This is a genomic window from Pedobacter ghigonis (assembly GCF_903166585.1).
In the GTDB taxonomy this organism is placed as follows: domain Bacteria; phylum Bacteroidota; class Bacteroidia; order Sphingobacteriales; family Sphingobacteriaceae; genus Pedobacter; species Pedobacter ghigonis.
This window is the reverse complement of sequence record NZ_CAESCM010000004.1, coordinates 1-23,418: the sequence shown is the minus strand read 5'-3', so window position 1 is coordinate 23,418 and position 23,418 is coordinate 1. Positions and strand designations below refer to the sequence as shown.

The 23,418-nt window shown below is 35.3% G+C and carries 19 protein-coding genes; 16 read left to right on the top strand and 3 right to left on the bottom strand.

What is annotated here, in order from left to right; translation table 11 throughout:
* The first annotated feature begins 36 nt into the window (after nucleotides 1–36).
* The 13 genes from HWV58_RS07770 to HWV58_RS07710 all read left to right on the top strand — a co-directional run bounded on the left by HWV58_RS07770 (nucleotide 37) and on the right by HWV58_RS07710 (nucleotide 14,170).
* On the top strand, nucleotides 37–1,299 hold the full coding sequence (locus HWV58_RS07770) for an oligosaccharide flippase family protein (RefSeq protein WP_175633559.1): 1,263 nt from the start codon (nucleotides 37–39) through the stop codon (nucleotides 1,297–1,299).
* A gap of 4 nt (nucleotides 1,300–1,303) precedes the next feature.
* Nucleotides 1,304–1,813 (top strand): acyltransferase, encoded by a 510-nt coding sequence (locus HWV58_RS07765; RefSeq protein ID WP_175633558.1) that lies wholly within the window; start codon nucleotides 1,304–1,306, stop codon nucleotides 1,811–1,813.
* Nucleotides 1,814–3,178: a hypothetical protein gene (locus HWV58_RS07760; RefSeq protein ID WP_175633557.1), complete on the top strand. Its 1,365-nt coding sequence runs from the start codon at nucleotides 1,814–1,816 to the stop codon at nucleotides 3,176–3,178.
* A gap of 1 nt (nucleotide 3,179) precedes the next feature.
* The gene (locus HWV58_RS07755) at nucleotides 3,180–3,782 is read left to right on the top strand and encodes an acyltransferase (protein WP_175633556.1); all 603 of its coding nucleotides are present in this window, start codon (nucleotides 3,180–3,182) and stop codon (nucleotides 3,780–3,782) included.
* Nucleotides 3,783–3,793: 11 nt separating this feature from the next.
* Nucleotides 3,794–4,933, top strand: coding sequence for an NAD-dependent epimerase/dehydratase family protein (locus HWV58_RS07750; protein WP_175633555.1), 1,140 nt, complete (start codon nucleotides 3,794–3,796; stop codon nucleotides 4,931–4,933).
* Nucleotides 4,933–5,907 (top strand): hypothetical protein, encoded by a 975-nt coding sequence (locus HWV58_RS07745; RefSeq protein WP_175633554.1) that lies wholly within the window; start codon nucleotides 4,933–4,935, stop codon nucleotides 5,905–5,907. Before HWV58_RS07750 ends, HWV58_RS07745 begins: the two co-directional genes overlap by 1 nt.
* A gap of 345 nt (nucleotides 5,908–6,252) precedes the next feature.
* Complete coding sequence (locus tag HWV58_RS07740; RefSeq protein WP_175633553.1) at nucleotides 6,253–7,446, top strand: hypothetical protein; 1,194 nt, start codon at nucleotides 6,253–6,255, stop codon at nucleotides 7,444–7,446.
* 6 nt (nucleotides 7,447–7,452) lie between these two features.
* Nucleotides 7,453–8,160 (top strand): glycosyltransferase family 2 protein, encoded by a 708-nt coding sequence (locus HWV58_RS07735; protein WP_175633552.1) that lies wholly within the window; start codon nucleotides 7,453–7,455, stop codon nucleotides 8,158–8,160.
* A 17-nt stretch (nucleotides 8,161–8,177) separates the two neighbouring features.
* Nucleotides 8,178–9,002 (top strand): glycosyltransferase family 2 protein, encoded by an 825-nt coding sequence (locus HWV58_RS07730; protein WP_175633551.1) that lies wholly within the window; start codon nucleotides 8,178–8,180, stop codon nucleotides 9,000–9,002.
* A 40-nt stretch (nucleotides 9,003–9,042) separates the two neighbouring features.
* Nucleotides 9,043–10,023, top strand: coding sequence for an MraY family glycosyltransferase (locus tag HWV58_RS07725; protein WP_175633550.1), 981 nt, complete (start codon nucleotides 9,043–9,045; stop codon nucleotides 10,021–10,023).
* Nucleotides 10,016–10,564, top strand: coding sequence for a PglD-related sugar-binding protein (locus tag HWV58_RS07720; protein ID WP_175633549.1), 549 nt, complete (start codon nucleotides 10,016–10,018; stop codon nucleotides 10,562–10,564). The genes HWV58_RS07725 and HWV58_RS07720 overlap by 8 nt, the downstream gene beginning before the upstream one ends.
* A gap of 45 nt (nucleotides 10,565–10,609) precedes the next feature.
* Nucleotides 10,610–12,550 carry a polysaccharide biosynthesis protein gene (locus tag HWV58_RS07715; RefSeq protein ID WP_175633548.1) on the top strand — a complete coding sequence of 647 codons (1,941 nt, stop codon included), beginning with the start codon at nucleotides 10,610–10,612 and terminating at the stop codon, nucleotides 12,548–12,550.
* A 3-nt stretch (nucleotides 12,551–12,553) separates the two neighbouring features.
* Nucleotides 12,554–14,170 (top strand): gliding motility protein RemB, encoded by a 1,617-nt coding sequence (locus HWV58_RS07710; protein WP_175633547.1) that lies wholly within the window; start codon nucleotides 12,554–12,556, stop codon nucleotides 14,168–14,170.
* A 337-nt stretch (nucleotides 14,171–14,507) separates the two neighbouring features.
* On the opposite strand, the gene glmS is transcribed toward HWV58_RS07710, so the two are convergent.
* Nucleotides 14,508–16,346 (bottom strand): glutamine--fructose-6-phosphate transaminase (isomerizing), encoded by a 1,839-nt coding sequence (glmS, locus tag HWV58_RS07705; protein ID WP_175633546.1) that lies wholly within the window; start codon nucleotides 16,344–16,346, stop codon nucleotides 14,508–14,510.
* Between the two features lie 254 nt (nucleotides 16,347–16,600).
* Nucleotides 16,601–18,529, bottom strand: a complete 1,929-nt coding sequence (gene dxs / locus HWV58_RS07700) for a 1-deoxy-D-xylulose-5-phosphate synthase (RefSeq protein WP_175633545.1) — start codon at nucleotides 18,527–18,529, stop codon at nucleotides 16,601–16,603.
* Nucleotides 18,530–18,740: 211 nt separating this feature from the next.
* Here dxs and HWV58_RS07695 point away from each other — a divergent pair, with 211 nt between their 5' ends.
* Nucleotides 18,741–19,484: a segregation and condensation protein A gene (locus HWV58_RS07695; protein ID WP_175633544.1), complete on the top strand. Its 744-nt coding sequence runs from the start codon at nucleotides 18,741–18,743 to the stop codon at nucleotides 19,482–19,484.
* Nucleotides 19,485–19,546: 62 nt separating this feature from the next.
* Entirely contained in the window at nucleotides 19,547–20,818 is a 1,272-nt protein-coding gene (glyA, locus tag HWV58_RS07690) for a serine hydroxymethyltransferase (protein WP_175633543.1), read from the top strand.
* Nucleotides 20,819–21,083: 265 nt separating this feature from the next.
* Here glyA and HWV58_RS07685 read toward each other — a convergent pair whose 3' ends face one another.
* Nucleotides 21,084–22,457: a hypothetical protein gene (locus tag HWV58_RS07685; protein WP_175633542.1), complete on the bottom strand. Its 1,374-nt coding sequence runs from the start codon at nucleotides 22,455–22,457 to the stop codon at nucleotides 21,084–21,086.
* Between the two features lie 643 nt (nucleotides 22,458–23,100).
* Between HWV58_RS07685 and HWV58_RS07680 the strand changes: the two genes are divergently transcribed.
* Entirely contained in the window at nucleotides 23,101–23,244 is a 144-nt protein-coding gene (locus tag HWV58_RS07680) for a hypothetical protein (protein ID WP_175633541.1), read from the top strand.
* The last annotated feature ends 174 nt before the right edge of the window (nucleotides 23,245–23,418 follow it).

The window sequence follows — 23,418 nt, the reverse complement described above, 5'->3', positions numbered from 1 at the left end:
AGATATTTTTTTGTAATTTTTCAAGAACGCTATTAGATGAAATTATTAAAGTCTTTTTCCCTTTATACCATTGCCTCTTTCATAGAAAGGGGCATAGCTTTTTTTTTACTGCCAGTTTTCACATTTTATCTTGTGCCTAAAGACTTCGGTATTTTAGCATTATTAGCATCAATTTCGAGTTTTGTATTACCCTTGGTTACACTAGGTATTCAAGGGGCAATATCTGTTGCTTATTTTAAAGGTGAAAAAGAAAATTATTCGAGTTATTTTACTTCTTCTATTATACCTCCATTTTTTATTGCCTTCTTTTTAACTTTAGTAACAGCTATTTTCCACACACAAATAGAGCATTACTTCGATGTTCCCGCTATATGGGTACTTGCAATACCTATTTCCTGTTTTTTATCGTTTTTTAATTCGTTATTGCTTATTGATTATCAGATTAAAGATGAAGCTGCTAAATATATAACGTTTAGCTTATCCTCTTCAATGCTAAATGTTGCACTATCAATTTTACTTGTTATTGTATTTAAATACGGATATGAGGGTAGATTTATTGGACAATATTTATCAATTGCTATTTTTTCGGTTATAGCATTGTACATAATGCTGAAAAAAAGGAATTTGCTGACGAAAAAAATCAGCTCCTTTAATATGAAAGATTCCTTGATGTTTGGTTTACCCCTTGTTCCCCATATTTTTGGATGCATGGTAATAAATATGTCTGACAGGATGTTTATAGATCATTTTTACGGGAAAGACGTTTTGGGTATTTATAATATAGGATACGTTATAGGTTCAGCGATATCAATCTTATGCGGAGCCTTTGCTAATGCAATTATACCATTTAGTTATGAATTGTTTACTCAAAACACACATGAGTCAAAGTCAAAAGTTGTAAAGGTTTACTTCGGTTTTATTGGTCTTATGGTAGTTACTGTTCTGTCTCTTTGGATACTTACACCATTTATTTTTGAATGGTTTGTAGATGCTAAATTTGCAGAAGGCTCTAAGTATGTGATATGGATTACGTTAGGATATTTTTTTCAGGGTATGTATCTGCTATTTGCAAATATAATTTTCTACCTAAAAAAGACAAAAATCCTTTTTTATATGTCATTTGCAAATGTTGCCATAAATCTAGGATTGAACTTTTTACTTGTTCCTAAATTTGGCCCAATTGGTGCGGCCATTACGCTTGCTGTAAGTTATCTGGTCTTTTTCTCTTCTATTGCGATTTATTGTCACAGCATTTATCCTTTGCCTTGGTTTAGTGCTTTTTCAAAAAAACAACACTGATAGTATGGGTATTGTAAAAAAAATAATTGCTAAAATATTCTCCTTATTCAAAGAGAGCTATCAGCAAAATGTATATGATAGTTACCGGTCTATATATACCATACATCCATCTTTTTACTTTAATGGAGAAGGGGTTTTGATGTATGGCGCAGGCAAAATAGATTTGGGGAGAGATAGTTATGTAGGCAGATACTCTGTGTTGCAGGCATCTGAAGGATGTGAGATTAACATTGGTAAAAATTGTAGCATTGGTCCTTTCTTTAGCATTTGGACACAATCCTCAGAAGTTGATTGCGATTACAATCTAAAAGATGAGATAAAACCTAAGCTTGGAAATGTTATAATTAAAGACGCGGTTTGGATTGGCGTTAATGTTCTAGTTTCCCCAGGTGTTACTATAGGGAGTAATGCAATAGTCGGAGCGAATTCAGTAGTAACTAAAGATGTCCCTGAGAATGCAATAGTAGGAGGTATACCTGCTAAGATCTTAAGGTATAAGAATTATGATATTTAAATGGATATAATAGAGTTTACAGATAAATTTCAGAAGATTGAAACCGCCAATAGTTTTTTTGAAGAGAAAAACAGTGAGGGGATATTGTATTGGGATATTGTAAGGCACGATGTTTTTTACTTACTGTATTTTAAGGTTTGCGATACTAAGCTTTTACCTATTGTAAATGCGAAAAGATCTAAACTGACCATGCTCTCTATTTTGTTTGGCAATGTTTTGGGATACATCAATTTTTATCTAAAAACCCTACAGAAATACAAGTACATTTGCTTTACGGCCTCAAGAAATAAGGATGTTAATAAAAAAGATTCAGATGTTATATCTGATGACATATTAAGCATTATCTATAATGATTCTTTAATGATTGAGAGTTTTAATAAAGATACTGCTAATAGTCGTTATAAGTCGGTTTTTGATTTTGGACTACTGATGGCGACATACAAATGGCGAATAAAGCAAAAGTTTACTAAAAAGACTTCCGAATCTTTTAAAATTGTAGAGATATTAAATTGCGAGTTTAACATTGATCTCAATCTTACAAATGATATAGCTGCTTTAATTATTAGCTATAAGATTTCCAATGCCTATTATTGGCGTTTGTTCAGGAGGATAAGACCTAAAGCTATATTTATTGTTCAGAATGGAATCCAGAAAGGATTGTTTTTGGCGGCTAATAAATTGAATATTCCGGTTATTGAACTTCAGCATGGACTCATAGGATATGTGCATCCTGCGTATTCGTATCCAGATACTATTCAATCGGGAGAATTGAAAACTTTCCCTAATACGTTTTTCTCTTTTTCAGATTTCTGGACCGGCAATTTAAACTATCCGGTAAAGAATATCATTCCAATGGGGAATAATTTTTATGCAAAGAGAACAGTCAATGAATCAAAAGAATATGATCTTACAATTATATTCGCAAATATTTACAGCAATGATTTACTGTATTTTATAGACAGCTTATTGAAAGACGACTATAAAGGCACGATATGTATAAAACTACATCCCAACCAGTTTGAGGAGTTTAATATAATTACATCATTGTATGAAGCTTATGATACAATCGAAGTAATAGCATCTCAGAGATCTATGGGCGAAATACTTTCCGTTTCAAGAGCAATTTTTGCGATACAGTCTACCGCGGTATATGAAGCACTACATTATAAGGTTAAGGTCTATCTTTATAAAATTAAAGATTATCTGACACATCAGGATGTTATAGATAATCCGAATGTATACCTTGTTGAAAATGCAGTTGATGTAAGTGAGTTGGATAAGAATGATTTTATAGATTCTGAGGAATGTATTATGTTTGAGCCGTTTAAGGAAGGAATGTTTAATGACTTTATAAAAAAAATGTAATATGCTTGAAAGGATTTATTTGGCTCTGTACAGACGTATATGGTATGTTTTGAATAAACCTGCATTTAAAGATTTAGGGAGAAATGTAATTGTTAGAAAGCCGTTAATAATTACGCCTGGTTTTATTTCGATTCATAATAATGTATCTATAAATTATCATGCAAGGATTGAAGGATTTAGAAGTTATGAAGGGGAAGTTTTTACACCTCATATTATATTAGATGACTTTTGTACAATACAACAAAACCTGCATTTGACCTGCGCAGGAAGTATATATATAGGTAAAAACACTGGAATAGCTGCAAATGTTACTATAACAGATATTCATCATCCTTATGAAGATATAAACCTTCCCATTGAAAGGCAGAAGATAAAAGTAAAACCTGTATCAATAGGTGATGACTGCAAAATTTATAATAATTCGGTAATTTTGCCAGGAAGTAATATTGGCAAACATTGTACTATAGGGGCTAATAGCATAGTTTCGGGAATTATTCCTGATTTTTGTATTGTTGTGGGTGCTCCGGCAAAAATTATTAAGCGATATTGTTTTGAGAGGGGCGAGTGGCTTAAAACAGATGAAAAAGGCGATTTTTTAAAATAAAATAAGATAAAATGAAAAACATTCTAATTACCGGCGGTGCCGGATTTATAGGCTCTAACCTGTCTTTGCAATTAATTGATAAAGGATATAATGTAACTGTACTTGATACTTTGTCGCCACAAATTCATGGTGAGAATGCCGAAGAGAATTCTTTTTTATTTTTGAAAATAAAAGGAAAAGTAAAGTTTATCAAGGGGACAGTTACCTCAAAAGAAGACTGGAATCAGGCCCTAGCAGGCCAGGATGCTATAGTACATTTTGCTGCCGAAACAGGTACAGGCCAGTCTATGTATGAAATTCAGAAGTATACCGATGTTAATATTGGTGGTACTGCATTAATGCTTGACCTGCTTGCCAATGGAAAGCATTCGGTTAAAAAAGTTGTTATTGCTTCTTCAAGGTCTATTTATGGAGAGGGCAGATATTGGTCTGAAGACTTAAATGCTTATGTTTATCCTAAACATAGGACTGATGAATATATGACTTCAGGAGATTTTGAAGTGAAATACAAAGGAGCAACAAAACCTCTACAGCTGGTTGCGACAGATGAGGAGTCTAAAATTCACCCATCTTCTGTATATGGTATTACAAAACAGAACCAGGAACAAATGATCATGACTGTTTGCCCTACAATAGGAATTGCTCCCGTAGCTTTTAGGTATCAGAATGTTTATGGTCCGGGTCAATCATTATCAAATCCTTATACAGGCATCCTGTCTATTTTCTCAACGCTTATCAAGAATGGTAAAGACATCAATATTTTTGAAGACGGTAAAGAAACACGTGATTTTGTATATATAGATGACGTAGTTGCTGCTACAATTCTTGGCCTTGAAAAAGAAGAAGCAAATAGTGAAGTATTTAATGTAGGTACAGGTGAAGCTACCGATGTTATTACTGTAGCTGACACGCTTATAAAAAATTATGGTGCTGATACAAATGTAAAAATATCGGGAAACTACAGGCTGGGTGACATCCGTCATAACTATGCCGATCTTACCAAGATAAAAGCACTGCTTGGATTTGAGCCTGAGTACAATTTTGAAAATGGTATTAAGAAATTTACTGAATGGGTACTTACACAAGAAATTAAAGAAAGTAAATACGAAGCGAGTATTACTGAAATGAAAGAAAAAGGGTTGTTTAAATAATGGATAGGAAAAAAGTTTTATTTATAGGCATCGGTTTTTATGATTATGATCAGGCTATAATCAATGAATTCAATTTATTAGGTTATGATGTTGATTATTTTTCGGAATTTCCCGCAGGAATCCCTTACAGGTATTATCTAAGGAGAAATAATTGGGATAAGATAAAATCATATAGGGAAAAGACAAGTATGCATATAGCAAATTCCTCGAAATCTGACTATGATCTTGTCTTTGTAATAAAAGGAGAATGTCTTTCGCAGAATGCTATAGATAAAATCAAAAGCAAGAATCCGAATAGCAAATGGGTTCTATACCTCTGGGATTCTATTGTTAGGATACCGCAAAGTAAAATAACAGCTAAAAATTTTGACAATGTCTATTCATTTGACAAGGCGGATTGTCTCGAAAACAAAGAATTTATTTTTAATCCTCTTTTTTTTAGGAGAGAGTATGATAAAAGGCAATATGGTGGGATGGAGGTCAAATATGATCTTTATTCCTTAGGTTGGTATCATTCAGACAGGCTGAGACTAGTAAAAAAAATTGTGAATTTTTGCAAAAAGGAAGGATTACGCTATAAGGTAATTCTCTATACAGGGTACATGAATTATCTTTTACATAAGCTTGTAGGTAAAGAACTAAAAGGTAATAAAGAGTACCTTATCTTTAAACCTATCACCACAAAAATGAATTTGGATTTAATTATGAAGTCAAAGGCCACTCTTGATATGGCTCATTCGCAACAGACTGGTTTGACCATGAGAACAATAGAGCTGCTGGGCGCGCAAAAGAAAATAATTACAACAAATAGCGATATTGTAAATTATGATTTTTACGATTCACAAAATATATTAGTAATAGATAGGGAAAATCCACATTTTGACACTGCTTTTTTTAAAGCCGAATTTAATCCAACTCCTGAACAAATATTGCACAAGTATTCTATAAATGAATGGCTCAAGCGAATGCTTTAATAGTTTATGAATATTTTTGTTATATAGTATAATATGTTTAACAAAAACATTTGTAATTAAATAAATCCGTTGATTTTAAGCAAAGTTTGTTTTAATATTCCTGTAAAAGGAAAATTTCTTGATGTATTGAATTATAATAGCGCAATAGTTATCGTAATAGGAAGTATTATATAGTATTAAAGATTTGTATACTCCTTTATACTATAAAACACGCTTGAGAGGCTTTAATCCTTTTTAAGTGTCTAAAAATGGAAGACTGTAAGATGTCGCAGTTTTTGAGGATATGTAAAACTCGATATAAAATATAAAAGCTCTATTTTTAGAATGTTTTTTTAAAACTAAAATATGATTGTTCGGATTGTTAAATTTTTATTGTCACTTCTTGTATTGATTCTATTAATAGATCCAAGCGACCGCATTTTTCATTTAAAAATACCAGCATTTATATTAGTAATATTTGGATGGTTGATTTTAAAATTAACATCTAAAATAAAATATTATAAAGAAAATATAATAATTATATTCTTTTTGATATTTATTACTGTTTTCGGAATTTTTACTGCCATTGCTCAGGGGGGGGGATATACTGATTTTGCATTTGCATTTGGATTTTTAAAATCTATTTCCATTTTATTTTTATTGATAGTTGTAGTGGATATGAATATTGATATTGGAAAGTATATAACGAACTGTTCGATTCTTATACCCTTAATTACAATTTTTATCTATTTCTTACCGATTTATAATGTAGCTCTTTTTGGACAAGTATATAATTATCTAGTTATAGGAACAGAAACGATGATGATAGCCAACAGGGATTTTTATGGATATACTGTTTCGATGATTTATTATAAAACAAGCCCAATGCTAGTTTTTCCTTTGTCTTATTATTGCTCGGTAATTGTAAGAGAGGGTTTCTCAGTGAAAAAAATAATTTTAATATCAACATTTTTTATTTGTTTGATTATATCTGGTACGAGGGCAAACATGATTTCAGCCATCTGTGTTCTTATATATTGGATTTATATATTTCTGAAAGAAAGAAAAAACGCCTTTTACTCCTTAGTTACTCTAACATTATTGTTTACAGCCATAACAATGTTTGCTTTGAGTTTATCATTTGAAAAAAAGGAAGCATCAGCGGAGACTAAACATGGTCACTATGTATCTCTAATGGATAATTTTGAAGAACATCCACAATATTTATTATGGGGTCAAGGGCTTGGCAGTAGGTTTTATTCAATTGGTAAAAATGGGTTTACTTCTCAAGTTGAACTTACTTATATCGAGTTAATACGTTATTTTGGAATTCCTCTAGGGTTATTTTTTTTAGTATTGATTATTTATCCAATGATTAATATTATCGTTAATAAAAAAATTAATACTTACAATCGATATATTATTCCTGCTTTTGCGACTTATTTATTTATTTGTGGGACCAATCCATTATTGGTTAGTTCAACAGGGATGCTAGTAATGATTATAATGTATTCCTACATTCGTATGGATTTTGTTCAATATAACAAAAAATTAGAATAATTTTTTATGATTTCTATCTGCATTGCAACCTATAATGGTGAAAAATATATTATTGATCAAATAAAATCAATTTTGAACCAAATCAATCCAAATGATGAAATAATAATATCCGATGACTCTTCGACAGATGGTACTATTACAAAAATAAAATCATTAAAGGACTCGAGAATTAGAATACTTGAAGGTCAAAAATTTTATAGTCCGATATATAATTTTGAAAATTGCTTAAAAAATGCAAGTGGTAATGTTATTTTTTTAGCAGATCAAGATGATGTTTGGGCCCCAGATAAAGTAAAAATCATGTGTGAATATTTAATCGATCACGATCTTGTGTTGTCAGATTGTGAGGTTGTAAACGATAAATTTGAAACTATCATACCATCATTTTTTAAGTTTAATAATTCAAAAAAGGGCATCATAAAAAATCTTTACCGAAATAGTTATATAGGATGTTGTATGGCCTTTAATAAAGAGGTTTTAAATAAATGCTTACCTTTTCCAAAAGATTTACCAATGCACGATTCGTATATTGGCTTAGTAGCAGAACTTAAATTCAAAGTGAAATTTTTACCAAATATTTTGTTATTCCATAGGAAGCATGATAAAAATACTTCGGATACATCGAGTGGTAAAAGTAAATTTAATTTTAAGGAAAAGATATTTTTTAGATTAAATTTAATAAAGGCATTACTTAATATTATTATTTATGATTAACTGTAAATCAAAAAAAGATGTTTGATATTGTTTGTAGTTTAGTAATTTATAAAAATGAAAGAACTCAGCTTTTAAACGCAATTAATAGTTTTCTCAATACTAATTTAAATGTTAGATTAGTATTGATTGACAATTCTCCCACTGACGAGTTAAAGAATATCATAATAGATAGCAGGGTGGAATATATTTCTAACCCCCAAAATCCTGGTTATGGCACCTCACATAATATTGGTATTTTTAAGTATATAGATGATACAAAATACCATTTGGTGCTAAACCCTGATATTTACTATGACGAAGGTGTTTTAGAAAATATTATTGATTTTATGGTAAGAGATAAATCAATTGGGCTAATTATGCCAAAAATATTGTATCCAAATGGAAATGTTCAATATCTAGCTAAATTAATTCCAAGCCCCATAGATTTCTTTATTAGAAGATTTATGCCAGTTCAATCCATTAAGGAAAAAATTACTAACAATTTTGAATTAAAGTTTAGTGGATATAATCAAATAATGGAAGTCCCATATCTTTCCGGATGCTTTATGGTTTTTTCTTCAGAAGCACTTAAAAAAATACAAGGATTTGATGAGAAAATTTTTATGCATATGGAAGATCTAGATATAAGTAGAAGATGTATTGCTGCAGGGTTTAAAAATGTTTTTTATCCAAATAGTGTAGTTTTCCATGATCATCTTTTTAAGTCCATAAGTGATTGGAGAAATCTTAAAATGTATCTTACATCTGCGGTGTACTATTTTAATAAATGGGGCTGGATTTTTGATAAAGAAAGGTCGATAACTAATAAGAGGACAATATCTAAAATAAAGGAGCAAAAATAAATATATTCATAACTGAAGAATCGAAAATTGTATTTTACTTATGACATTTTTAGAAACTACTCTAATTATTTCGGCACTATTTTTTCTTGAAATAACCTATTTCAAAATAGCAGATCGATTTAATATCATTGATAAACCTAACCATCGAAGTTCTCATTCTAGTGTTACTATACGTGGAGGAGGGATTATTTTTAGCCTGGCAGGCTTGCTTGCTTTTTTTCTTTTTGACTTTCACTATCTGTTTTTCAGTATCGGTTTGTTTCTCATTGCGCTTATCAGCTTTCTGGATGATATGCATACGCTTAATAACAAAGTGAGATTGATAGTACATGGTTTATCGGTGCTATTGCTCTTTACACAACTGGATGTAATTTATTTCCCCTGGTATTTTACGGCAATAGGAGCTGTTGTAGTAATAGGTACTATTAATGCCTATAATTTTATGGATGGCATTAACGGGATTACAGGTGGATATAGTTTATTGCTTTTAGGCACCCTTTATTATATCGATCAGTATGTTGTTGATTTTACATCTGTACAACTATTGCTTATGATAATTATATCTGTATTGGTATTTAACTTTTTCAACTTTAGAAAAAAAGCCAAATGCTTTGCGGGGGATGTAGGGAGTGTAAGTATTGCCTTTATTATTGTTTTTCTTTTAGGACAGTTGATTTTTAAAACACAGAATCCAGTTTACATTTTATTTTTACTGGTATACGGATTGGATACAGTGACTACAATTTTCTTCAGGGTAATGCGGAAGGAAAATATTTTTAAAGCACACCGCTCACATTTTTATCAATATTTAGCTAATGAGAAAAAATGGCCACAACTGGCTGTTGTAGCGCTTTATTTGGCTGTTCAATTGGTTATTAACCTCCTTATTATCTTTGTTATACAGGCTAATTTTTTATCGGCATTATTCTTGTTGGCAATGTGCCTGGTTGTTTTCGTAACCTTAAGATTTAAAATTGAGGGTAGAGAACATTTGTTTAACTTAAAGTTAAGTAATGAGTGATTGGGTAATTTATGGTGGTGGAGGCCACGCAAGGGTGATTGGAGATACGATTAAATTAAATGATGATCAGTTAGTCACCTATTTTGATGATAATCAAGATTTATCAGTAATCAACGGTGTTCCTGTTTCTTCTTATCACGAAAGTATTGAGCAACAGGCAAAGCTTATTATTGGAATAGGTAATAATGAGATCAGGCGAAATATTTCCAAATATATTGTACATGAATTTGGCACTATAGTGCATCCTAAAGCTACGGTTGCAGCCGATGTTGTAATTGGAGAAGGAAGTGTAATTTTAGCCGGTGCTGTGATTCAGTCGGGAGCAATTATTGGTAAGCACGTAGTGATTAATGCTAACGTAACTATTGATCATGATGCGTTCATCGGAGATTTTTGCAGTATATATCCTAATTCATATATTGGTGGCGGTGCTAAGATTGGCAAGGGGGTAAGTATTGAGGGCTGTAGTAGCGTGGCAAGACTAACAGAGATTCCGGATGCTTTTGAAAACGATGAAGTTATCGCATTAGATTTGTATTAGGATTGTTATAATGTGTATCTTTACTAAAATTTAGCCTATTGTATTTTGTTTACACAAATTAATATTGTTCCCCGCTGGGTCATTTTCTTATTAGATTTGACTATATGCACCTGTTCTTTAATATTTGCTTATTCACTTAAGAATAACTTAGATTTAACTGCAATTGAATTGCCAGAGTTGGCCCGGAATCTTTTGATTCTCGGAACCATAAATATTGCTGTTTTTTTTCATATTAAGACCTTTACGGGCATTATTCGTTATACCAGCGCTCAGGATTCATTCCGCATTTTGTTATCAGTAATTATTTGTAACGGAACTTTTTTTGTTCTAAATCTAATTTCAATTACTTTTTTCCAATACCCCTTAATTTCTTTTACTATATTAATCACCAATGGTTTAGCCAGCTTTTTGCTGTTGATGACTTATCGAGTGCTGATTAAATACTTCTTTATTTATGTGAAGAACCTTAACCTGGATAAGAAAAAGGTAATTATTTACGGAGCTGGTGAAGCTGGCCTGGCCACTAAACGAACTTTTGATCATGATGGAAGTGTAAATAAAAATATTGTTGCCTTTGTTGATGATGATCAGCGCAAGGTGGGCAAGACCATAGATGGTGTGAAAATTTTGGACGCTGCGAACCTGGCCTATTTGATTGGTGAGCATGAGCTGGATGAAATTATCTTTGCCTCTTACACTATTCCCGATGATAAAAAAGATGCGATTGTAGATTTATGTTTAGAAAATGATATAAAGGTTTTAAATATCCCGCCACTTGATGTTTGGACCAATGGACAGTTAAAGTCTGCGCAGATTCAAAAGCTGAATATTGAGGATCTATTAAATCGTAAATCTATTAAGATTGATATAGAAGGCATTGGTGAAATGCTGAATAAAAAGCGAATCCTGATTACTGGCGCGGCCGGATCTATTGGTAGTGAAATTGTGCGGCAGCTATCTAAATTCGAGGTGGGTTTGATTATTCTTTGTGATCAATTGGAAACAGCTTTACACGAACTGTATCTTGAATTAGAAGAAAACAATAAGAATAAGAATTTTCATGCCTTTGTAGGTGATGTTAGAGATGAACAACGTATGGATAAGTTATTTGATACTTATAAACCACATTATGTGTATCATGCTGCGGCCTATAAACATGTGCCTTTGATGGAGGATAATCCGGCAGAGGCGATTAAGGCTAATGTTTTGGGTACCAAAACTATTGCGGATAAAGCTGTTAAATTTGGTGTGCAAAAGTTCGTGATGATTTCTACCGATAAGGCAGTAAACCCCACTAATATTATGGGGGCTTCTAAAAGGATTGCCGAAATTTATGTTCAATCATTAAACAATTCGTTAAGTACAGAAGGCTTTATTTTTAGTAATGGTTTACAATACATTAACGAGCTAAATGTCAAACCTATTACCAAATTTATTACTACGAGGTTTGGCAATGTTTTAGGATCAAACGGATCTGTAATTCCCCGCTTCAGGCAGCAGATTGAAAAAGGTGGACCATTAACGGTTACGCACCCTGAAATTACCCGCTATTTTATGACCATACCTGAGGCTTGCCGTTTGGTGCTGGAAGCAGGGTGCATGGGTAAAGGTGGTGAGATTTTCGTTTTCGATATGGGTAAATCGGTTAAGATTGTAGAATTGGCCAAAAAAATGATCAGATTAGCTGGTTTAGAACCCAATGTTGATGTGAAGATTGAATATTCTGGTTTACGACCGGGAGAAAAACTTTACGAAGAGCTCTTGAATGATAACGAGAATACCATGCCCACCCACCACGAAAAAATTATGATTGGCAAGGTGCGTGAATATATATTTGCTGATGTAGAAAAACAGATTTATGAGCTGGTTGCCTCAGCAAGATCAGGTAATGATAGACAAGTGGTAATCAACATGAAAAAGCTTGTCCCGGAGTTCAAAAGTAAAAATTCGGTATTTGAAGAATTAGATCAAATTATTAACGATTAGAAAATGACGAAAAAAATCCTCTTTATGGCCTTTATGGCCATTTTTGCTTTAAGTACGAAAGCACAAAATCCTACTCCCAATAATATTATCCCTTACGATTATCAGTTTTACCAAAAGCTAAGTACATCGGTATATGATCGCCAATCGAAATTTCACTCGGCTATTAAAGGCTTTTATGCAGATGATAGCGCTTTGCAAAAGCAATATGATTCTTTGATGAATGCCGGTACTGATAGTTTGAACAAAAGAAGGTGGGTACACCGTAAATTGTTTCAGGAACACCTTTTAGAATTTAAGGATGACGATTATAGCATTTATGCCGACTTTTTGCCTGATTTTCAAATTGGCCGAGATGTTGCCAGTGATCGTACAACCTGGTTAAACACGAGAGGCTTTCAGGTAGGTGGGAATGTTGGTAAGCAATTTTCTTTCTATTTAAATGGTTTCGAGAACCAGGGGAAATTTGCCAATTATATAAATAATTTTATTGTAGCCAATCAGGTTGTGCCTGGGCAAGGTTATGGTAAATTGGGGGTAGACAAGCAAGACTGGTCGTACGTAACGGCACTCTTATCTTATACGCCGAATAAGCATTTGAATTTTGCTTTAGGCTACGACAAGAACTTTATAGGTGATGGATACCGTTCGATGCTGTTATCTGATGTGTCATCAAACTATTCTTTTTTCCGTGTACGTGCCACTTTAGGAAGTGTTCAATACCAGACCATATTTGCCTATATGCTGGATCCGGGAGCAGAGCGGTTTACTGCAGATAGAAGACTTGGAGACAGAGGAAAGTGGATGGCTGCGCATTATGTAGACTGGAATGCTACGAAACGTTTTTCGGTAGGCTTTTTTCAGGCTGTAACCTGGGCTGATGCGCAACCAGAAGGCAAACGTGGGTTTGATTTTAATTATATCCACCCTTTTATGTTTTTGCGCCCAGTTGAGAATACGAATACGACCTCACCAGATAAAATGCGCTTAGGGATTAACCTGAAATATGAACTATTAGAAAAAACAGCATTATATGGCCAGTTTATGTTTGACGAATTTACTGCAAAAGAATTTTTTAAGGGGAATGGTTATTGGGCCAATAAGTTTGCTGTACAGTTTGGGGTACGTGGATCGGATTTATTTAAGGTGCCAGGTTTAAACTATCTTGCTGAATTTAATACCGCAAGGCCTTATACTTATGCCCATTTTGACCGAATATCTAATTATGCCAATTATAATCAATCATTAGCACACCCTCGAGGCGCAAACTTTAGGGAGTTTTTAGGGATTTTAAATTACAGTTATAATAGATTTGACTTACAAGGGCAAGCATTGTACTCGCGGTATGGCTTGGATCCTGCTGATATGAATTATGGCGGTGATATTTTTAAAAGTTATGATACCAGATCGGTACAGTATGGCAGCCATATTGGTCAGGGGATTGGCACCGATTTATATTATGTAAAGGGGCAGGTAGCTTATTTATTAAACCCGAAATATAATTTAAGGATAGAAGTTGCCGGTACTTACCGGAGAGAAAGCAACGCATTGGGTTTGAACAGAACAGGTTTGTTAACCATTGGTTTGAGAAGTTCATTTAGAAATATTTATCACGATTTTTAACCGTGATAAATATTTCAGTGAAGTGTTAATTTGATTGATGAACCTAACTAATTTTTTATTTTCCTCTAAATTGGTTAACCATGTAACCGACAAAATTGAAAATTAGTTTACTAAATACAATCGTTTTTCTAATAGCAGTCATAATTTAGTTCATTTTATTCGAAAACAAAACCTTGTTTGCGATGTTAAACATATGGAAGATAAAATTGTTTTAAAATTGAAGTAGATTTATCAGGTTTTAAAGTAGATTGCTTTTTGACGTTGATGGAGAAAGATTTTATACTGGCTAAATAAAAAATAAAGCGCTGATTTTTTTAATCAGCGCTTTATTTTTTAACTACTCAACTGTTACGGATTTAGCCAGATTTCTTGGCTGATCTACATTACAGCCTCTCATTACCGCAATGTGGTAAGAAAGTAACTGAAGTGGTATGGTGGCTAATAGTGGTAAGAAAGCTTCGTTTGCATCAGGAATCTCGATACAGTAGTCGGCCATTTTCTTCACTTCAGTATCGCCTTCTGTTACAATGGCAATTACTTTACCTTTACGGGCTTTTACTTCCTGGATGTTGCTGATTACCTTTTCGTAAGATGAATTTTGCGTAGCGATGAATACCACCGGCATTTCCTCGTCAATAAGCGCAATTGGGCCGTGTTTCATTTCGGCTGCTGGATAACCCTCTGCGTGGATATAAGAAATTTCCTTTAGTTTTAGTGCGCCTTCTAAGGCCACCGGGAAACCACTTCCCCTACCTAAGAATAAACAGTTCCTGGAATCTTTGATTTTTTCGGCAACTTCTTTGATTAACTCATTCGATTCTAAAGCTACCTGGATTTTTTCAGGAATATGGTCTAGTTCGGTTAACAGCTCAATTAACTTTGAAGTGGTAATGGAGCCTTTTTGCTGGGCCATGTAAAAGGCCATTAGCGTTAGCACGGTTACCTGGGCTGTAAATGCTTTTGTAGAAGCTACGCCAATCTCCGGACCTGCATGTGTGTAAACACCGGCATGTGTTAAACGCGGGATGGATGCACCAGCAACATTACAGATGCCAAAAATGGTTGCGCCGCGCTCTTTGGCCATTTCGATAGCAGCCATGGTATCGGCAGTTTCGCCTGATTGCGAAATGGCGATTACCACATCTTTTTCGGTGATGATGGGGTTGCGGTATCTGAATTCTGATGCATACTCTACCTCAACCGGTATACGGGCATATTCTTCAATCAGGTATTCCCCTACCAAACCGGCATGCCATGAAGTGCCACAAGCTACAATGATAATCCGGTCGATATTTTTTAGTTTATCTGCAAACTCTTTTATTCCACCCAACTGAACTTTGCCTTCTTGCGGGTATATGCGCCCACGCATACAATCCTTAATCGATCTCGGCTGTTCGTATATTTCTTTTAACATGAAGTGATCGAAACCTCCTTTTTCAAGCATCTCTAGTTTTAGTTCCAGTTCCTGAATTAATGGGGTTTGCACCACATTGTCGAGCTGCTTAATTAAAAGATCACTTTTTGTAATTAATGCAATTTCGCCATCTTTCAGGTAGATTACATTTTTGGTGTATTCGATAATCGGTGTGGCATCTGATGCAATAAAATATTCGCCTGCACCAACACCAATAACCATCGGACTTCCTTTACGTGCTGCAATTAAGCGATCGGGATTTTCTCTATCCATAATTACAATGGCATAGGCGCCGCTCACTTCCTGGAGTGCCAAACGTACCGCTTCCATCAGGTCGATTTGCTCAATTTTCTGAATTTCTTCAATCAGGTGGATGAGTACCTCTGTATCGGTATCACTTTTAAACTCATGGCCACGTTCCAATAATTCTTCTTTTAAAGTGGCGTAGTTTTCGATAATACCGTTATGTATGATGGAAAGTTTATTGTTGTTTGAGGTATGTGGGTGTGAATTCCGGTCAGATGGTACACCATGCGTTGCCCAGCGGGTATGGCCTATTCCGATAGTGCCAGATTTATCCTGAGAAGCTGCAAATTCTTCTAAAACGGCAACTTTACCTGCCTTTTTGTAAATGTGCTGCCCACTATCATTCATTAATGCAATGCCAGCGCTATCATAACCGCGGTACTCTAATCTTTTAAGGCCTTTTAATACAATTGGCCAGGCTTCTCTAAAGCCTATGTAGCCTACTATTCCACACATAATAAATTTAGATTTTAATTAGGCAGCTAATATAGCAAATCAAACGTTTGTTTAATATTATTTGGTTAATTATGGTAGCGTAATTGTTACGGCCTTTACATGAGTTTACAATATTAACTCATCTGATCAACATGGGTTAAGTACCTAATTTATCTATCAAGGTTTACTTTTATATAATACAGCTATTGACATAAAAAAATCCCATTGCATTTTTTGCAATGGGATTTATATCGGTGTATTGAGGCTTTTTGCTTTTAACCAGCCATACTATCGGTTGTTCTTTTTACAGCAACTTTTCTTACTGCCTGTACAATGGCGTTTTTATCGTATCCGCATTCGGCCCAAAGCTCGGGCTGTTCGCCATGTTCGATAAACTGATCGGGAATGCCTAAGCGGATTACGTTGGCCTGGTAACCATGATCGGCCATGAATTCTAAAACTGCAGAACCTACGCCGCCTTGCAGTGAACCATCTTCTACAGTAATTACATGTTTATATTTGGTAAATACCTCATGCAGCATTTGCTCATCTAAAGGTTTAACAAAACGCAAATCGTAGTGTGCAGGATAAAATCCTTCGGTATTCAGTTCGGCACGGGCTTCTACTGCAAAATTACCTACATGACCAATGGTTAATAGTGCAACATCTTCTCCATCACATATTTTACGGCCTTTACCAATTTCTAACGCTTTAAATGGTCTTTTCCAATCGGGCATTACGCCATTACCACGTGGGTAGCGAATTACAAAAGGACCGATGTTTTCTTGTTGAGCCGTAAACATCAAATTGCGCAATTCTTCTTCGTTCATAGGCGAAGAAACCACCAGGTTTGGAATACAGCGCATATAGGCAATATCATAAGCGCCGTGGTGGGTTGCTCCATCTGCACCTGCTAATCCTGCCCTATCCAGACAAAAAACAACATTGAGTTTTTGAATGGCTACATCATGAATTACCTGATCGTAAGCCCTTTGCATAAAGCTGGAATATATATTACAGAAAGGAACCAGACCTTGCGCTGCTAAACCTGCAGAGAAAGTTACAGCATGCTGTTCGGCTATACCCACATCGAAGGCGCGCTTAGGCATGGCTTTCATCATGATGTTTAATGATGAGCCGGAAGGCATTGCTGGCGTAATTCCTACAATTTTATCGTTTGCCTCGGCCAGTTCGACCATGGTATGTCCGAAAACATCCTGGTATTTGGGAGGCTGAGGTTTATCTGGCGTACTTTTTTTAATTTCTCCGGTAATTTTATCGAAAAGGCCTGGTGCATGCCACTTGGTCTGGTCTTTTTCGGCTAATGCAAAACCTTTACCTTTTACTGTAACACAGTGTAACAGTTTCGGGCCTGGAATTGCAGAAAGGTCTTTTATTGTTTGTGCAAGGCGTTTTACATCATGACCATCTACCGGGCCAAAATACCTGAAATTTAAGGCCTCAAATAAATTGCTTTGTTTAAGCAGGGTACCTTTAATACTCTTCTCTATTTTCTTCACATACTTATGTGCATTTGGCCCTAATTTAGAAAGCCCTGCAAGTACATGAGAAATATCATCGCGAAAGCGGTTGTATGATTTTGAAATGGTAATACTGGTTAAGTATTCTTTCAGCGCACCAACATTCGGGTCGATAGACATACAGTTGTCGTTTAAGATAACCAGTACATTGCTGTTTTCGATCCCGGCGTGGTTTAAACCTTCAAAAGCTAAACCGGCTGTCATGGCACCATCGCCAATTACGGCGACATGTTGTCTGTCGGTCTCGCCTTTTAGCTGCGAGGCAACAGCCATACCCAAGGCGGCAGAAATAGAAGTAGATGAGTGGCCCACACCAAAGGTGTCGTACTCGCTTTCCGAAATTTTTGGGAAACCACTAATGCCTCCATATACGCGGTTGGTGTGAAATAAATCTCTTCGACCGGTAAGGATTTTATGTCCGTAAGCCTGGTGACCTACATCCCAAACCAGTTTATCATATGGTGTATTTAACGCATAGTGTAGTGCTACCGTGAGTTCGACAACACCTAAACTGGCACCAAAATGGCCACCATTCACACTCACTACATCGATAATGTATTGTCGTAATTCCTGACTTATTTGTTCTAAGTCAGCTTCGTTATATTGCTTTAAATCAGCAGGGTAGTTGATTTTGGAAAGCAGGGGGCCAGCTTTTACTTGCATTCGAAATTTATGGTAAAAAACAAGATACAAAGTAAGGGAAATTTGTTTTAATATAGAAGAGAAAAATAATGGTTTATTATTGACGGTTAAGCGATTAGTGATTAGCTGTTTAGCAGTAAGCGTTTGGCGGATTGCGTTAAAGATATCTTTTTATTGCTATTAGCGGCCAGATTGTTAAGACCTGAAATTTTCGTTATGTTTGCCCCTACGCATGCAGGCAGAGAATTTTGAAATAAAACTTCCGGTTTTCGAAGGTCCCTTCGATTTATTGTTGTTCTTTATAGAACGCGATGAACTCAATATTCAGGATGTGGAGATTGCCAAGATTACCAACGATTTCCTGGCCTATATCCATCAGCTATTGGCGCTGAATGTAGAAGTGGCCAGCGAATTCATTCTGGTAGCAGCAACTTTAATGCGCATTAAATCGAAAATGCTTTTGCCCAGGATTGAAATTGACGAAGCCGGAAACGAAATCAATGCAGAACAGGATCTGATTGCGCGGCTTATCGCCTATAAGCAGTTTAAATCGGCTGCCGAAGAAATGAAAGTTTTGGAAGATGGCCGGATGAAACAGGATCAGCGGGGTAATATAGCTTTCGACTTAAGTTTGGCAGCTGCTTCTTCATCTCACCAGGATGAACTCCTTTCCCTCGATTTATATAAACTTTTAACAGTTTATCATCGTACCATGCAGAAGTATGAGCTGCGGAGCGAAGAAGTTAAACATACCGTAGTTCAATATCCCTATACTATTGAGCAGCAAAAACATTTTATTGCCAATCTGTTAGATATCAATAAGCAGATAGATTTTGCACTGGTGCTTAAAAATTCAGAAAATAAGGTGCATTTTGTGTACAATTTCCTGGCTATTTTAGAAATGTTGCAACAACAAATCGTAGAGATAACCATCGGAAGCGGCTTTAACAACTTTAATGTGAAAGCATTATCGTAATACCGCTTAAATTAGCTTTGAATTTCTTACTTTTGCAAAAAAAATACAAACCTAATATAACGATGACACGCGACAACCAAATTTTTGAACTTATTGATAAGGAGTTAAACCGCCAGGAGCATGGTTTAGAGCTTATTGCATCAGAAAACTTTGTAAGCAAGCAGGTAATGGAAGCTGCTGGTTCAGTATTAACCAATAAATATGCTGAAGGTTTACCAGGAAAACGTTACTATGGCGGTTGCCAGGTAGTGGATGTAGTAGAGCAAATTGCTATCGATAGGGCAAAACAACTATTTGGTGCAGCATGGGTTAACGTTCAGCCACACTCTGGTGCGCAGGCCAATGCAGCGGTTATGCTTGCTATCCTTCAGCCAGGCGATAAAATATTAGGTTTTGATCTTTCTCACGGTGGTCACTTAACTCACGGTTCGCCGGTAAACTTTTCTGGTAAATTATATCAGCCATTATTTTATGGTGTTGAAAAAGAAACCGGATTAATCGATTATAAAAAACTAGAAGAAGTTGCCTTAGCTGAAAAACCAAAATTAATTATCTGCGGTGCATCTGCTTACTCGCGCGAGTGGGACTATGCATTTATCCGTTCGGTAGCTGATAAAATTGGTGCATTGGTTTTAGCTGATATTTCTCACCCAGCTGGTTTAATTGCCAAAGGTTTGTTGGCTAACCCGCTTCCTCATTGTCATATTGTAACTACTACTACCCACAAAACTTTACGTGGCCCGCGTGGTGGTATGATTATGATGGGACAGGATTTCGAAAACCCATGGGGATTAAAAACACCTAAAGGCGAAATCCGTATGATGAGCAACTTATTGGATATGGCTGTTTTCCCAGGTACGCAAGGCGGTCCGTTAGAGCACATTATTGCTGCTAAAGCAATTGCTTTTGGCGAGGCTTTAAGTGAGGAGTACGGAACTTATATTAAACAAGTTGCTGCCAATGCACAGGCTATGGCCAAAGCATTTGTGGCTAAAGGATACGGAATTATTTCTGGCGGTACCGATAACCACTTGATGTTAATCGACCTTCGCAATAAAAACATTACCGGTAAAGTTGCTGAAAATGCTTTGGAAAGAGCTGAAATTACAGTAAACAAAAACATGGTGCCATTTGATGATAAATCGCCATTTGTAACTTCAGGTATCCGTGTTGGTACTGCGGCAATTACCACAAGAGGTTTAAAAGAAGCTGAAATGGAGAAAATTGTTGATTTAATTGATCAGGTATTAACAAATCCAGACGATGAAGCCAATATTAATGCGGTAAAAGCTGAGGTAATTAACCTGGTTAGCGCATTTCCATTGTATAAATAATATCGCTTTAACGGATTTTTACAGAAAGAGCCTTGCACGATGTGTGCAAGGCTCTTTATTTTTATAGGTGGTGCAGGGCTAAACTGTTAATGGCTTTTTTTTTGTGCGGATTTTTCTGGAATCCTATTTAAACATAAAGTGAGGTAAAAAGTAAAGGGCCGATATTCTTATGTGAAATATCGACCCTTACCATCTAAATTAACGCTCTCGAATATATAAACGAGAATTTATGTCAAATTGTTTTCGATGAGGTGAAAAAAAGTGATTATTTTTCGTAACAGCCTAAGGTTGAGGGAAAAAATCTTGCATTTTCTTTAAGGTCTTTATTCAGGTAACTGCTGAAATAGAGGTCTGTGCTTAGTTCTTTCCCCTTTTTTATAGCAGGACTGCTGGTTTGCAATTCAAAATTCTCCAATGTCCTATCAACAAAAAGTGGATCTGCATTTAGAATGTTGCCGTTATTGTTGTAGCTGCTGTTGGTGGTTCTGATTAGATTGTTCCATAAATTCAGTTGCAGCGCTGCCGAAGTTTTTCTTTGGATATCGAGCTCATTAGTTAAACTGCCCCAAACGATATTATTGACTAAATCTAATTGAAGTTCATTATAAGCATTAACTGATAAATAATCGGAAAAGCTCAAAGCTGCGGTCTTTCGTGGGAAATTGAGGTTATAGCCTGCAAAAGTATTGTGCTTAAGGTTATAATTTCCGCCCCCTACGGCATAAATAAGGTAATTGCCACAATTGTACATTAGATTGTTAAATGCCAAAAGCTCCGAATGGTAGCCTATGTACGCTGCAACCTGCATATTTTTAATAACACTGCTGCTTAAAATCAATTTTGGGTTCGAGTTCAACGATAAGGAATCGGAAGTGATGCCAACTGATGCATTTTTGATAATAGCATATTTAATTAACCCATTTCCATTTCTTTTTATAAAAATTCCTTTCCATTGTCCGGGTTCATCATGATATACTTTTTCCAGCCTATCACTGCAAAACAGCACCGGTTCGTTAACCGTTCCGTTAACAGTTAGTGTCCCCTCTACGTTTAGGTTGGCGTCTTTATGGAAATAAATTTTGGTGCCGGGTTGGATGGTAAGAGAATTACCGCTTTTAACAGTCAGCGTACCATTAATAATATAAGGCAAGGCTTTTGCCCAAATGGTATTGGAGCCAATAACCGCATTGTTTATAAATATGGCATTCTGACCGTAAGCCAAAAGTTGCACTACCTGCCGGTTTCCATTGGTGTTTAAAATAATCGAATCCTGCACTAAAAAAGCAAGGTTTTGGATGTTGGGATTAATGGTAACTTTTACAAAAAGGTTAATCGAATCCTGGCCATTTAAAATTAGGTCATTTTTATTTAACAGGCTTTCTCCATTAATATTAATGGTAAATGGAGAAGTGTTGCCTCCTGCCAATTTTATTTCTGTTATTCTAACCGCATTGTTATTCTTATTGGCAATTTTTATTTTTTTCGTAACCGATCCTACTGAAGTAAAAATGGTATCGAATAAAATTTCGGGATTAGAAATACTTAGTTTGGCGTTTGGATCAGTGGTTATATGCTCTCCTTTCCGGCAGGCCGATACTATGAAAATAACCAATAACATCAGGCCAATATTAAAACGCATAAATCAAACTTATAAAAATGTTCGAGGAGTTACAACAATGCTCAAAAATAATAGCTGCCTTTATTAGGCAAAAGCTACAGTCGTAGTCTTTTCCATAACAGAATTAAAAAGCGCGTTTGCCGTGGCTCAAGTTTTTCTGTTAATTACTATGCCTTTTTCAAATGAAATGAGTTTATTCGAAATCTGTCTAGAAATTCTTAGGTTTCATTTTGTACATAATAAAATGCGATTGCCATAGCCAATTCCATGTCTCCAGGCCCTCTTGATATTATTTTATCTCAGTTATAAGATAATGATTATACCTCTAGACGCTTGAGGTTCATAGCTATTTGGTGGTAGTGAAATATTATTTCCTGCTGTAAACCAATTATTTAGCCGAATTCCCTCAAAAAACCTGCAAATCCATTTGTGGGTGTTGTGATTTTTCCTACCTTTGCAACCCGCTCGGAAGGAGAGGAAGTTAATTGAAAAGCGTACAATGGTGAAGATGGGGCAGGATTTATTTTAAAATAAAGCTTGCAGGAAGGAAAAAGATTGTTACCTTTGCAGCCCGCTCCTGAAGGAAAAGGAAGCTAAATAAAATTAGCATATTGAAATAGCGAAGAAAGGAAAAAGGGAAACGAAAAAATAAAAATTATTTTATTTGGAAGTTAAAAAAAAGATTCCTACCTTTGCACTCCCAACCGAAAGGAAGGGCAAAAAAGCTAAAGCGGCGGATGTCGCAGACAGCAAACAAAAAAGATTGAAACAGGCGAAAACTGAAGGCTGGACAAAAAAGACCGGCTGAAACCAACACCTGAAGATATATAGAAAGGCAACCGCGAGGTACTGCCGATAAGTTCTTAAAAGAGATGTCAATGTAGCGAAAGCGGGTTTAATGAAGTACTGGTCGAAGTACATGATTAAGGAGCTTTATTTTAAAGGTGATGTCTAACAGACAAAACAAAAGAAGACTATTTTT